The organism is Dorea sp. (genome assembly GCF_977044405.1).
This window is the reverse complement of sequence record NZ_CDRRQK010000010.1, coordinates 1-13,628: the sequence shown is the minus strand read 5'-3', so window position 1 is coordinate 13,628 and position 13,628 is coordinate 1. Positions and strand designations below refer to the sequence as shown.

At 39.0% G+C, this 13,628-nt stretch carries 11 protein-coding genes and 1 pseudogene; all 12 read left to right on the top strand.

Features of this window, described 5'->3' with window-relative positions:
* Positions 1-9 precede the first annotated feature (9 nt).
* The 12 genes and pseudogenes from dprA (at position 10) to ACWJAF_RS06215 (ending at position 12,738) form a co-directional block, all read left to right on the top strand.
* Positions 10-1,089 (top strand): annotated as a pseudogene (dprA, locus tag ACWJAF_RS06270) (DNA-processing protein DprA).
* 34 nt (positions 1,090-1,123) lie between these two features.
* Positions 1,124-3,208 carry a type I DNA topoisomerase gene (gene topA / locus ACWJAF_RS06265; protein WP_448862908.1) on the top strand — a complete coding sequence of 695 codons (2,085 nt, stop codon included), beginning with the start codon at positions 1,124-1,126 and terminating at the stop codon, positions 3,206-3,208.
* Positions 3,209-3,271: 63 nt separating this feature from the next.
* Complete coding sequence (gene codY / locus ACWJAF_RS06260) at positions 3,272-4,054, top strand: GTP-sensing pleiotropic transcriptional regulator CodY (protein WP_296030541.1); 783 nt, start codon at positions 3,272-3,274, stop codon at positions 4,052-4,054.
* Positions 4,055-4,195: 141 nt separating this feature from the next.
* On the top strand, positions 4,196-4,501 hold the full coding sequence (locus ACWJAF_RS06255; RefSeq protein WP_296030539.1) for a hypothetical protein: 306 nt from the start codon (positions 4,196-4,198) through the stop codon (positions 4,499-4,501).
* A gap of 115 nt (positions 4,502-4,616) precedes the next feature.
* Positions 4,617-4,901 carry a co-chaperone GroES gene (locus ACWJAF_RS06250; protein ID WP_296030536.1) on the top strand — a complete coding sequence of 95 codons (285 nt, stop codon included), beginning with the start codon at positions 4,617-4,619 and terminating at the stop codon, positions 4,899-4,901.
* Positions 4,902-4,941: 40 nt separating this feature from the next.
* On the top strand, positions 4,942-6,564 hold the full coding sequence (groL, locus tag ACWJAF_RS06245; protein ID WP_296092589.1) for a chaperonin GroEL: 1,623 nt from the start codon (positions 4,942-4,944) through the stop codon (positions 6,562-6,564).
* Between the two features lie 106 nt (positions 6,565-6,670).
* The gene (locus ACWJAF_RS06240) at positions 6,671-7,162 is read left to right on the top strand and encodes a DUF6106 family protein (RefSeq protein WP_448862906.1); all 492 of its coding nucleotides are present in this window, start codon (positions 6,671-6,673) and stop codon (positions 7,160-7,162) included.
* A 113-nt stretch (positions 7,163-7,275) separates the two neighbouring features.
* Complete coding sequence (guaB, locus tag ACWJAF_RS06235) at positions 7,276-8,730, top strand: IMP dehydrogenase (protein WP_296030530.1); 1,455 nt, start codon at positions 7,276-7,278, stop codon at positions 8,728-8,730.
* A gap of 352 nt (positions 8,731-9,082) precedes the next feature.
* Positions 9,083-10,111, top strand: a complete 1,029-nt coding sequence (locus ACWJAF_RS06230) for an aldose epimerase family protein (protein ID WP_296030527.1) — start codon at positions 9,083-9,085, stop codon at positions 10,109-10,111.
* A 3-nt stretch (positions 10,112-10,114) separates the two neighbouring features.
* Entirely contained in the window at positions 10,115-10,768 is a 654-nt protein-coding gene (locus tag ACWJAF_RS06225; RefSeq protein WP_296030524.1) for a peptidoglycan recognition protein family protein, read from the top strand.
* Between the two features lie 78 nt (positions 10,769-10,846).
* A complete protein-coding gene (locus tag ACWJAF_RS06220) occupies positions 10,847-12,133 on the top strand; it encodes a S1C family serine protease (protein WP_448862903.1) in 1,287 nt (428 codons plus the stop codon).
* Between the two features lie 116 nt (positions 12,134-12,249).
* Complete coding sequence (locus ACWJAF_RS06215) at positions 12,250-12,738, top strand: hypothetical protein (RefSeq protein ID WP_448862901.1); 489 nt, start codon at positions 12,250-12,252, stop codon at positions 12,736-12,738.
* Positions 12,739-13,628: the final 890 nt, after the last annotated feature.

The following is a 13,628-nucleotide window of genomic DNA, read 5'->3' as shown; positions in this document are numbered from 1 at the left end:
GGGAAGAATATGATATACGAATACTGGCTGGCCGGGATAAAAGAAATCAGTGACCGGAAAAAGAGGATATTAAGAGAGACATATAGAAGTGGAAAAGCCATATATTATATAGAAGAAACAGCATTACGAGCATCGGAAGATATTAGTGAAAAAGATATAGAAATCCTGCTGAAAGCAAAAAGAAAAAAAGATTTGAAAGACAAATGGAAGAAACTAGACGAAAAACATATATAATTTATACCATATTATGTGCCGGAATATCCAGAAAAACTTAGGAATATCCAGGATCCACCTTATGCATTATATGTGTTAGGAAAACTCCCAGAGAATAATCAGAAAGCTGCAGCAATCGTGGGTGCAAGAAGATGTACACCATATGGTGAACAGATGGCTCTCGAATATGGAAATATACTGGCAAGGGCAGGAATTCCGGTTATAAGTGGCATGGCCAGAGGAATTGACGGAGCAGGACAGAGAGGAGCGTTAAATGGAGGTGGTGAAACATATGCAGTACTTGGCTGCGGGGTAGATATTTGTTATCCAAGGGAAAATATAGGATTGTATATGGATATCCAGAAAAACGGAGGTATCATATCGGAATTTCCGCCGGGGACGGAACCGCTGTCGTGGAATTTTCCAAGAAGAAACAGGATTATCAGTGGGTTGTCTGACTGGATTCTGGTGATGGAAGCAAAAGAAAAAAGTGGTTCGCTGATTACAGCAGACATGGGACTGGAGCAAGGAAAGGATGTATATGCCCTTCCCGGACCGGTGACAAGTGTCCTAAGTCAGGGGTGCCACAGACTGATCAGGCAAGGTGCAGGCATTTTACTGACACCGGAAGAATTGATAGAAGAATGGAATATAAAGGTGGTCAGGTACGGGCAAAAATCTGACAAAAATGAAAAAATGCTTGAAAGTCCCGAAGTTATGGTGTATAGTTGTCTCGATTTGTTCCCAAAGGGGATAGAACAACTACTGAATGAAACGAACCTTTCCAGTCAGGAGCTTATGGAAAGATTGATTACATTAGAGTTGAAAGGATACGCCAAAGAAGTATCCAGAAATTATTATATAAAAGCACGGTGATAAAGGACCGTCAGCAATAACATGGAGGAAATATATGGCACGTTATCTGGTAATCGTGGAGTCGCCTGCAAAGGTGAAGACCATTAAAAAGTTCTTAGGAAGTAATTATGTAGTGACTGCATCAAATGGTCACGTAAGAGATATGCCCAAAAGCCAGATGGGAATAGATATTGAAAATGATTACGAACCAAAATACATTACAATTCGTGGAAAAGGAGAAATTCTTGCAAAACTCCGTAAGGAAGTAAAAAAGGCAGATAAGATCTATCTTGCAACTGACCCGGACCGCGAAGGAGAAGCAATATCCTGGCACCTTAGTAAAGCTTTAAAGTTAGAGGATAAGAAAGTTTATCGAATCAGTTTTAATGAGATTACCAAGAATGCAGTAAAAGCATCACTGAAAAATCCAAGAGAGATTGATATGGACCTGGTAGACGCACAGCAGGCACGAAGAGTGTTAGACCGAATTGTAGGTTATAAGATCAGTCCGCTTTTGTGGGCGAAGGTCAAGAGAGGTCTGAGTGCGGGACGTGTACAGTCGGTAGCGCTCCGCATTATTGCAGATCGTGAAGAAGAGATTAATGCATTTATACCGGAAGAATACTGGTCATTAGATGCCAATCTGAAAGTAAAAGGCGAGAAGAAACTTCTGACGGCAAAATTCTACGGAACAGAAAAAGAAAAAATGACAATATCGTCAAAAGAAGAGCTGGATGCAATCCTGAAAGAAGTAGAAGATGCAGATTATTCAATTGCAGATATTAAAAAAGGAGTACGTACAAAGAAGGCACCGGTACCATTTACCACCAGTACGATGCAGCAGGAAGCATCAAAGGCATTGAACTTTGCAACTGCAAAGACAATGCGTATTGCGCAGCAGTTATATGAAGGCGTAGATATCAAAGGTAGTGGTACGATTGGTCTGATCACGTATCTTCGTACAGACTCTACACGTATATCAGAAGAAGCGGATGCAGCAGTCAGAGAGTATATCCGGGAAGGATTTGGCGAAGAATATGTAGCTGACGGAGAAGCGAAGAAAGATTCGGATAAAAAGATTATTCAGGATGCACATGAGGCAATCCGTCCGACAGATGTAACCAGAACACCGGCAGCAGTAAAAGAGTTCTTAAGCAGAGATCAGTTCCGTCTGTACCAGCTGGTTTGGAAACGTTTTGTGGCAAGCAGGATGCAGCCGGCAAGATATGAGACCACATCAGTAAAGATTGCAGCAGGGCAGTACCGTTTTACAGTTGCAGCTTCTAAGGTGGCTTTTGAGGGATTCCGAAGTGTATATACAGAGGCAGGCGAAGCAAAAGAGGCGAATAACGTCTTATTAAAAGGACTGGATATGGATTCGGTACTGACCAAAGAAAGTCTGGAGACAAAGCAGCACTTTACACAGCCACCGGCACACTATACAGAAGCAACACTTGTAAAGACACTGGAAGAGCTGGGAATTGGACGACCAAGTACGTATGCACCAACGATCTCAACGATCATAGCCAGACGTTATGTCGCAAAAGAGAATAAGAATCTTTACATTACAGAGATTGGTGAAGTGGTGAATCATATCATGAAACAGTCCTTCCCAAGTATCGTAGATGTAAACTTTACGGCTAATATGGAAAGCCTGCTGGATGGAGTTGCAGAAGGAAAAGTAAGATGGAAGACGATCATAGAGAACTTCTATCCGGATCTGGAAGCGGCAGTAGAAAAGGCAGAAAATGAACTGGAACAGGTAAAAATCGAAGACGAAGTTACAGATGTTATCTGCGAACAGTGCGGACGCAACATGGTTGTAAAATATGGTCCTCATGGAAAATTCCTGGCATGTCCTGGATTCCCGGATTGTAGGAATACCAAACCATATCTGGAAAAAATCGGCGTGCCATGTCCGGTTTGCGGAAAAGATATCGTGATCCGTAAGACCAAGAAGGGCAGAAGATACTATGGATGTGAAGATAATCCAGAATGTGAATTTATGTCATGGCAGAAACCGTCAACGAAGAAGTGCCCTCGTTGTGGCAAATATATGTTGGAAAAAGGCAATAAGCTTGTCTGCAGTGATGAGCAGTGCGGATATGTAGAAAATAAAGAAAATACTGATGATAATTAGTGAAATTCGTTGAATATTTCAGAATTGTATGATAATATACATTCATAGGATGGAGGAATGTAAATGGGCGTACAATTGTTGGATAAAACCAGAAAAATCAACAAATTACTGCACAACAACAGTTCGAGCAAAGTTGTATTCAATGATATCTGTGAAGTCCTGACTGAGATATTGGATTCGAACGTATTGGTAATCAGTAAAAAAGGAAAAGTGCTTGGCGGAAGCAAATGTGAAGGTGTGCCTTACATTACAGAATTGATCGAGAGAGAGATTGGAAAGCATGTAGATGACATGCTCAATGAAAGACTGTTAAGCATTTTATCCACAAAAGAAAATGTAAATCTTCAGACACTGGGATTTTCGGAAGATGCTGTCAAAGGTTATCAGGCGATTATTACGCCAATTGACATCGCCGGAGAAAGACTTGGAACACTGTTTATTTATAAAAAAGATAAAGTGTACGAGATTGATGATATTATTCTCAGTGAATACGGAACGACAGTTGTCGGACTTGAGATGTTGAGATCTGTCAATGAAGAAAGTGCAGAAGAAACAAGAAAAGAGCATATTGTACAATCGGCGATCAGTACGTTGTCTTATTCAGAACTAGAGGCGATTATCCACATTTTTGATGAATTGGATGGCGCAGAGGGCATTCTTGTTGCAAGCAAGATCGCAGACAGAGTAGGAATTACACGATCTGTAATTGTAAATGCATTGAGAAAATTTGAGAGTGCGGGTGTAATTGAGTCCCGGTCTTCGGGCATGAAGGGTACGTATATCAAAGTAATTAATGATTATGTATTCACAGAACTCGACCGGATTAAAGCAGAACGTACAAAATAGTGAGAAGTAAAAAGGGTATCGGGTAACTGATACCCTTTTCATACTTAGTGCGTCCGGTAAAGCCGGGCTGCACTTGCCGGTGCAAAGCCGGTCGTGCTAATCGACAGATTTATGGATACTTTGAAGGAGGACAGATATAGAATGTATGAAGGATGTGCAGCCCAACTGCGGATGGAAAGAGGGGTTTTGCAAGAGACATTTTTGGATGAAACGGTATATCAGTGTAAGGTGATTGCATATGATGAAGAGGGGGAAACACTTTACCTTGCGGCAGAAGATGCCAATCTTACATCATTTTCACTGGATGGCATCTATGAATGTGGAATTGATGATGAAAAAGAATCCCTGATCTGTAAAGGTCTGGTAAAAGAACGGTACTGGAATAAGGCCGGGAAAGTGATTCGTTTTAAAATACAAAATGGATTTTATAAAAAAGTTCTAAACTAAATAGAAAGTGTGTTGACAAACCAAAAAGAGAGTGCTATTTTATATCTAGAATCTTTCAGCACTCTCTTTTATTGAGTGCTAATAATACAGAAAATGATTTTAAGGAGGAATAGATATGAAGTTAGTACCATTAGGTGACAGAGTTGTATTGAAACAGTGTGTAGCAGAGGAGACTACAAAGTCAGGAATTGTACTTCCGGGACAGTCTAAAGAAAAACCACAGCAGGCAGAAGTAATTGCTGTAGGACCAGGCGGAGTAGTAGACGGAAAAGAAGTTAAGATGCATGTTTCAGTAGGGCAGCAGGTAATCTACTCCAAGTATGCAGGAACAAATGTTGAGATTGATGAGCAGGAATACATCATTGTAAAACAGGATGATATATTAGCAATCTGCGAATAATTTGACAGCGAAAAATATATATTTCAGGAGGTAAAGACCCATGGCAAAAGAAATTAAATATGGAGCAGAAGCAAGAAGAGCTTTGGAAGCTGGTGTAAATAAACTGGCTGATACAGTAAGAGTAACAATTGGACCAAAAGGACGTAACGTAGTTCTGGACAAATCTTTTGGTGCACCGCTTATCACAAATGATGGTGTAACAATCGCAAAAGAGATCGAACTGGAAGACAGATTTGAAAACATGGGAGCACAGCTTATCAAAGAAGTTGCTTCTAAGACAAATGATGTAGCAGGTGACGGTACTACAACAGCTACAGTACTTGCGCAGGCAATGGTTCATGAAGGAATGAAGAACCTGGAAGCAGGAGCAAACCCGATCATTCTCCGTAAAGGAATGAAGAAAGCAACAGATGTGGCAGTTGAAGCAATTGCAAAGATGTCAAGCAAAGTAAAAGATAAAGACCAGATTGCCAAGGTAGCAGCAATCTCAGCCGGAGATGCAGAAGTTGGACAGATGGTAGCAGATGCTATGGAAAAAGTATCTAACGATGGTGTAATCACAATTGAAGAGTCTAAGACAATGAAGACAGAACTGGATCTCGTAGAAGGTATGCAGTTTGACCGTGGTTATGTATCTGCATATATGGCAACAGATATGGATAAGATGGAAGCAAATCTGGATGATCCATACATTTTGATCACAGATAAAAAGATTTCTAATATCCAGGAGATTCTTCCACTCCTTGAGCAGGTTGTTCAGGCAGGTGCAAGACTTCTTATCATCGCAGAAGATATTGAAGGAGAAGCACTTACAACATTAATCGTTAACAAACTGCGTGGAACATTCAATGTTGTAGCGGTTAAAGCACCAGGATATGGTGACAGAAGAAAAGAAATGTTAAAAGATATCGCAACACTGACAGGCGGACAGGTGATCTCTGAAGAGCTTGGTATGGAACTGAAAGATACAACAATGGATCAGCTTGGACGTGCAAAATCTGTAAAAGTGCAGAAAGAAAATACGGTTATCGTTGACGGTATGGGCGATAAGAATGCAATCGCAGACCGTGTTGCTCAGATTAAAGGACAGATTGAAGAAACTACATCTGATTTTGATAGAGAAAAACTTCAGGAAAGACTTGCAAAACTTGCAGGTGGAGTAGCTGTAATCCGTGTTGGTGCAGCAACAGAGACAGAAATGAAAGAAGCAAAACTTCGTATGGAAGATGCTTTGAATGCAACAAGAGCAGCAGTAGAAGAAGGAATTATCTCTGGTGGTGGATCTGCATATATTCATGCATCCAAGGCCGTTGCAGAAGCAATTGAAGAACTTGAAGGTGATGAAAAGACTGGTGCAAAAGTAGTATTAAAAGCACTGGAAGCTCCATTGTTCCATATTTCTGCTAACGCAGGACTGGAAGGCGCTGTAATCATCAACAAAGTAAGAGAATCAAAAGTTGGAACAGGATTTGATGCCCTGACAGAGCAGTATGTAGACATGGTAGAAAACGGAATTCTGGATCCGGCTAAGGTTACAAGAAGTGCGCTGCAGAATGCAACATCTGTAGCTTCTACACTTCTTACAACGGAGTCTGTAGTAGCAGATATCAAGGAAGATACACCAGCTATGCCAGCAGGAAATCCAGGCATGGGTATGATGTAATTCAGAATATAAAATTTTTGAGAACTCCTCGTCAGAGGAGTTTTCTTTTTACCTCTATGTGTGCTACAATAGATATAGTGTACAGCAAAGTTGGAGGAAGAAAAGAATGGATGATTTTTACACAGAACAGCTGATAAAAAAGCAGACAGACACAAAAGATACACTTAAGAAAGGTGGACTGATTGCAGTAACTGTCTTGTCGGTATTTTTAGCATTTATTACACCGGTTGGTATTATCATGCCGATCATTTTGATCATAGTGGATGTGCTGGTAATTCAAAGTCTTAATGTAGAGTATGAATATGTGTTTGTGAATGGGGATCTGGATATTGATAAGATCATGAATAAATCCAGAAGAAAAAGAATATTTTCCGTAGATGCAGATCAGATGGAACTTCTTGCGCCGGTTGGAGCCGTTGAACTGATGCAGTATAAAAAAGTAAAAACATATGACTACACTTCGGGAACAGGTAATGCACAGGTGTATGGACTGATCACATCAGACAAAGGAGAAGTGAAGCAGATTCTCTTTGAGCCAAATGAAACAATCGTTGAAGGATTCTTTGTAAAGGCACCTAGAAAAGTAATCAGAAAATAGAAAGAAAATTGTATTAAAATAAAAACATATCAAAAGCGGTTGACAAAAGTATACAACATTCGCTAAGATAGCTGTTAAATATGAATAATGCAAAAGAAAGAGAGGATGAAATCATGGGAAAGATAATTGGAGAAGGTATTACATTTGATGATGTACTTTTAGTTCCATCATATTCAGAGGTAATTCCGAACCAGGTGGATTTATCTACTTACCTGACTAAGAAAATTAAGTTAAATATTCCGATGATGAGTGCGGGAATGGATACCGTTACAGAACACCGTATGGCAATTGCAATGGCCAGACAGGGAGGAATCGGAATTATCCACAAGAATATGTCAATCGAGCAGCAGGCTGAAGAAGTGGATAAGGTAAAACGTTCTGAAAATGGTGTTATCACAGATCCGTTTTATTTATCACCAGATAATACACTGGAAGATGCTAATAATCTGATGGCAAAATTCAGAATTTCAGGTGTGCCAATTACAGAAGGAAAGAAATTAGTCGGTATTATCACAAACCGTGATTTGAAATTCGAAGAAGATTTTACAAAGAAGATCAGAGAGTCCATGACTTCGGAAGGACTGATTACTGCACCGGAAGGAATTACACTGGAAGATGCAAAAAAAATTCTTGCAAAAGCAAGAAAAGAAAAACTTCCGATCGTAGATAAAGATTTTAATCTGAAAGGTCTTATTACAATCAAAGACATTGAAAAACAGATCAAATATCCATTGTCTGCAAAGGATGCACAGGGAAGACTTCTCTGCGGAGCAGCGATCGGAATCACAGCAAACTGCCTGGAAAGAGCACAAGCTCTGGTAGATGCAAAAGTAGACGTAGTTGTACTTGACTCTGCACATGGTCATTCGGCAAATGTACTTCATACAGTTGATATGATCAAGAACAAATTCCCAGATCTGCAGGTAATCGCAGGTAATGTTGCAACAGGAGCTGCAACAGAAGATTTGATCAAAGCCGGAGTTGACGCAGTTAAAGTTGGTATCGGACCTGGATCAATTTGTACAACCCGTATTATTGCAGGTATCGGTGTTCCACAGATTTCAGCAGTTATGGATTGCTATGAAGCAGCTGATAAATATGGTATTCCGATTATCGCAGATGGAGGAATCAAGTATTCAGGAGATATGACAAAAGCAATTGCAGCCGGAGCAAATGTATGTATGATGGGAAGCATCTTTGCTGGTTGTGATGAAAGCCCGGGAACATTTGAATTATTCCAGGGAAGAAAATATAAAGTATATCGTGGTATGGGATCTATTTCGGCTATGGAAAATGGAAGCAAGGACAGATATTTCCAGACAGATGCTAAGAAGCTGGTACCGGAAGGTGTAGAAGGACGTGTTGCTTATAAAGGAAGTGTTGAAGACACTGTATTCCAGTTAATGGGTGGTCTTCGTTCTGGTATGGGATATTGCGGAGCACCAACAATCGAAGATCTGAAACAGACAGGAAAATTCGTGAAGATTTCTTCGGCATCATTAAAAGAAAGCCATCCTCATGATATTCATATTACAAAAGAAGCACCGAACTATAGTGTGGATGAATAAAGAGATTCAAGGCGTCGTATATTACGGCGTCTTTTTTAAACCCTAAAGTATGCAGGAGAAGTTGCCATTGGCAAGTTCTCGGTGTTTTTTCGTAAAAAATGCACAACCTATATGCGCCATTTTAGAGTGTGCCTTTCGGAAGATTTTTAGGCAGGATTTTACGGGTATATGTTTTTTGAAAAATATAAAAAGTCTGAAAATAAATAGACTCGAAAAATAATTTGAGTGCATAAGATGATATAAAGTGCTATGATATAAAGGAAAGATAATTTTAATATAACCAATAATATATAACAAACGGTTATAAACAAGCAGAAAATATTAAAAAAAATAAACAAAAAGGAGCAGAAAGATGAAAATTGAATTTGGAACAACAAAAAAAGGAGAGAAAGCAAGCTGCTATATATTGAAAAATAAGAATGGCATGGAGGCGGTTGTATCAGATTATGGCGCAGCATTACTCAAACTTCTGGTACCTGACAAAAATGGAAAATTGTGTGATGTAGTACTTGGCTATGAGACATTAGAAGATTACGAAAATGGCGGGGATTCAATCGGAGCAACTGTAGGAAGAGTAGCCAATAGAATTGGAACGGGAGAATTTGAACTGAATGGAACTGTCTATTCTCTGACAAAGAATGATAACGGTAAGAATACACTTCACGGTGGATGCGACTTCTATAATAAAAGAATGTGGAATGCAAAGAACGAAGACGATCAGCAGGTGACATTTACACTGACTAGTCCGGATGGTGATCAGGGATTCCCGGGAGAATTAAAAATAGAAGTAACATATACTGTTACAGATGATAATGAATTAAAAATACATTATCATGCAGTACCGGATAAAGATACGATTGTCAATCTTACAAATCACAGCTATTTCAATCTGTCAGGTCATGCATCCGGAAGTGCACTGGATGAAGAAGTGTGGATTAATGCGGACATGTTCACGGAAGCGGATGAGGAATCCATTCCGACAGGAATTTTCGTTCCTGTTGAAGGAACCCCTATGGACTTTAGAAATGCTAAAACAGTAGAAAAAGAAATTGGCGGGGATTACATAGCACTCAGATATGGAAATGGATACGATCATAACTGGGTATTAAATGGAGAAGGATTCAGAAAAGTAGCAGCCGCTTATTCTGAGAAGACAGGAATTAAAATGGAAGTCTCTACAGATCTTCCGGGAATGCAGTTCTATTCGGGAAACTTTTTGGTAGAAACGAAAGGAAAAGATGGGGCAGTGTACGATAAAGGACATGGAATCTGCTTTGAGACACAATATTTCCCGGATGCAATTCATAAAGATAATTTCAAATCTCCGGTTGTGAGAGCCGGAGAAAGTTATGAGACAACTACAATATATAAGTTTGTATAATAGATGCAAAGAAAAAGAAGAAAACAAAGACATTTAAAACGAAGCTGGTTCATATTGATTATAGTAGCAATAATAACGGGAGGAATTGTTTTGAAAATTCAGTCCGACCGCGCAAAACAATATACAGAAAATAAAAGTGATTATATTGATTCTGTAAGACCAGATATAGATGTAGAACTCCTGACGCCGAATGAATATTCAAGACCTGGAATTGCAACTGATAAGATTACTGGGATTGTGGTTCATTACACTGCAAATCCAGGGGCGGGTGCAAGGAATAACAGGGATTATTTTGAAGGATTAAAAGATAGTCATGTTACAAAAGCAAGCAGTAACTTTGTGGTAGGACTGGAAGGGGAAATCATTCAATGTGTTCCAACGTGGGAAGTGGCATATGCTTCTAATAGCAGGAATACAGATACGGTTTCCATTGAATGCTGTCATCCGGATGAAACGGGGAAGTTTAATGATGCGACATATCATTCGATGGTAGAGCTGTGTGCATGGTTGTGCCTGAAGTTCGATCTAAATGAAGAAGACGTGATCAGACATTATGATGTAACAGGGAAAAATTGTCCAAAGTATTTTGTGGAGCATGAAGATGCCTGGGTTCAGTTTAAAAGTGATGTAGGAAAGAAATTGAAAGAATATCAATAAATCTCCTTACTTTCATCACAGATTAAACACAATTGGGCAGTAAACTACAAGCATAAGATATGAAAGGGGCAATCAGATATGGAAAATCAATATAATTATTATACATCAGAAGATGAAAACACACAGAGTCATTATGGAATGAATGACTGGGATGAAGAACCAGAAAAGAAACCTGGAAAAAAGAAAACAAAAGGCAGTGCAAAGTGGGTAAAGGTTGTATGTACAGGACTTGTATTTGGAGTGGTTGCGAGCGCGGCATTCCAGGCAAGTAATATAGTGGGATCCAAGATAACGGGAACGACAACAACAAAAACGGCTAAGACAACAACAACAGCAAGCAATGCAAAACTTACAACTTCTTCAAGCAGTTCAACAACTACTGGAAATGTGACAGAGATTACAAAAAATGCAATGCCATCCATTGTATCTATTACAAATATGAGTGTGCAGGAAGTACAGAACTTTTTCGGTGGCACACAAAAACAGGAAAGTGAAAGTGCTGGATCCGGAATTATTATTGGTCAGAATGACTCAGAATTGCTGGTCGTAACCAATAATCATGTAGTAGAAGGAAGCAGTACATTAACAGTTACTTTCATTGATGAAGAAAGTGTAGAAGCCAATATCAAAGGAACAGATGCAGATAAAGACCTTGCGGTTGTAGCAGTTCCATTAAGTGAGATTAAAGATTCTACGATGAATGAAATTGCAGTAGCAACACTTGGAGATTCGGATCAGGCACAGGTAGGAGATCAGGTGATTGCAATTGGAAATGCTCTTGGATACGGACAGTCCGTAACATCTGGAATTATTTCGGCAAAAGATCGTACGATGGATAGCTATGATGGAAAATTGCTTCAGACAGATGCGGCAATCAATCCTGGTAACAGTGGTGGAGCACTATTAAATGCAAATGGAGAAGTAATTGGCATCAATTCAGCTAAGATTGCAACAGAAACAGTAGAAGGTATTGGATATGCAATTCCGGTATCCGATGTAAGTGATTTGATCACTAACCTTATGAATCAGAAAACAAAGACAAAAGTAGCAGAGTCCGAAAGAGGTTATATCGGAATAAAAGGTGTCGATGTCACATCGGATAGTGCACAGATGTATAATATGCCAACAGGAGTATATGTATCAGAAGTAATTTCAGGTGGCGGTGCAGATAAGGCTGGCATTACAAAAGGTGCAGTGATAACAGGAATTGAAGGAACAACGGTTGATGGCATGGATGCACTGCAGGAACAGCTTCAATACTATAAATCCGGAGAGACAGTAACGCTGACTGTTCAGACTCAGGGAAAGAATGGAGAATATCAAAAGAATGATGTGAAAGTGACTTTGGGAAAACAGTCAGAATAATTTAGAGAAAAAATTGATATTTGTAAATCTATGTAGTATAATGTCAATGTATGCAGAAGCCGGAAGGCAAAAAAGCACAGTTTGAAATAATACACTATGGGGAGGGACAGATTCATATGAAGTGTCCAATATGCGGTCAGGAATTAAGACCAGGAAAAAAAGATCCAAATTACTTGTTGTGCTATAATTGTAAAAAGAAGTTCAAAATACCACAGAGCGCTCACAAAGTACAGAAAAAAGCGGAGACACCGTTAACGGCAGAGACAGCAGTAATGCCAGAAATACCAGAAACACCGGTAATGCCGGAAACAACAGAAACACCAGAACCTGAAGAGCAGAAGTATTCTAATATACCACCAAAACAGGTACGTGAAAAACGCGAACAGGAAATGCGAGATGCATATGATGAACTCCTTGCTGTAGGAGATGGAAGAAAGAAAAAAGAAAAGCCAGCTCCAAAGCCACAGCCAAAAGAAGAATTAGATGATGAATTTTATGATGACATTGAAGAAGACGATGAAAAGATGTCAAAAGCACCAATCATCATTCTTGCGATTGCAATTATTGTTGTAGCTGGACTGATAGCGTTCATGTTGCTGAGATAAAAAGATTACCGACTCGTTTGTTAGAGAGTGAGTCGGTAGTCTTTTTTGTTGTTATGCATTTGTAATAAGTTACCGGGGATAGGTTTTGCAAATTCTAAAGCATGTAAGAGAAGCTGCCGATGGAAAGTTCACCGTATTAAAGCGGGCAAAAGAAGTTTTTGATGCTAAACTTTTGCATCGTTGTGTGTTGACAAATAATCCCTGAATCAGCAGAGAATCGTTGGAAGTACTAGAAAAGTAAAAAGATGATATGGTAAAACAGATTAAATGTATTAGAATGATTATTTGCGTAAATTATATAAAATGACGTGAAAATTATAAAAATAAGTGCCAAATTATCACAAATATCTAAATTGAAGAAAATATAAAAACAATGTTGACAATTCGTATGCCCTTGTGATATATTAATCTAGCTGTCGCGAGAGACAAGGCCGTGAGGTAACAGAGTCAACGCGGAAGACAGTATTACAGATATATAATAATAGAAGATATGCATGAGCAGGAATGCAAGAGTGTATGTTGAACAAGTTATATATCGGGAAATGATTCGGTATGAATTGTTTTTTGAAAAAAAGGATAAAATAACAGTTGACAAACACAACTGAGTATGATATTCTAAATAAGCTGTCGCTGAGGCAAACGAATGTTTGAAACAAAGATAGCGATGATCGGTTGAAAAGCTGATCGAAAAAAAGTTTAAAAAGTTCTTGACAAACGTCAATGAATATGATAAACTAAATAAGCCGATTTTAAACGGCGAAACAAAAAAGAACCTTGATAATTAAACAATAGACAACAACCCTGAAAATTCTAAAGAGAATTATTCAGAACAGACATTTAGATGTCGAACCTTAAAACAGTAAAGGGGATAAGAAAGCTAGTAGTTTTCT

Bases quoted from the DNA above. Each gene is read 5' to 3' on its own strand.
- ACWJAF_RS06240 (WP_448862906.1), top strand. From the start codon at position 6,671: ATGGATGATTTTTACACAGAACAGCTGATAAAAAAGCAGACAGACACA.
- ACWJAF_RS06215 (WP_448862901.1), top strand. From the start codon at position 12,250: ATGAAGTGTCCAATATGCGGTCAGGAATTAAGACCAGGAAAAAAAGAT.
- groL (WP_296092589.1), top strand. From the start codon at position 4,942: ATGGCAAAAGAAATTAAATATGGAGCAGAAGCAAGAAGAGCTTTGGAA.
- ACWJAF_RS06250 (WP_296030536.1), top strand. From the start codon at position 4,617: ATGAAGTTAGTACCATTAGGTGACAGAGTTGTATTGAAACAGTGTGTA.
- ACWJAF_RS06230 (WP_296030527.1), top strand. From the start codon at position 9,083: ATGAAAATTGAATTTGGAACAACAAAAAAAGGAGAGAAAGCAAGCTGC.
- codY (WP_296030541.1), top strand. From the start codon at position 3,272: ATGGGCGTACAATTGTTGGATAAAACCAGAAAAATCAACAAATTACTG.
- ACWJAF_RS06225 (WP_296030524.1), top strand. From the start codon at position 10,115: ATGCAAAGAAAAAGAAGAAAACAAAGACATTTAAAACGAAGCTGGTTC.
- ACWJAF_RS06220 (WP_448862903.1), top strand. From the start codon at position 10,847: ATGGAAAATCAATATAATTATTATACATCAGAAGATGAAAACACACAG.
- guaB (WP_296030530.1), top strand. From the start codon at position 7,276: ATGGGAAAGATAATTGGAGAAGGTATTACATTTGATGATGTACTTTTA.
- topA (WP_448862908.1), top strand. From the start codon at position 1,124: ATGGCACGTTATCTGGTAATCGTGGAGTCGCCTGCAAAGGTGAAGACC.
- ACWJAF_RS06255 (WP_296030539.1), top strand. From the start codon at position 4,196: ATGTATGAAGGATGTGCAGCCCAACTGCGGATGGAAAGAGGGGTTTTG.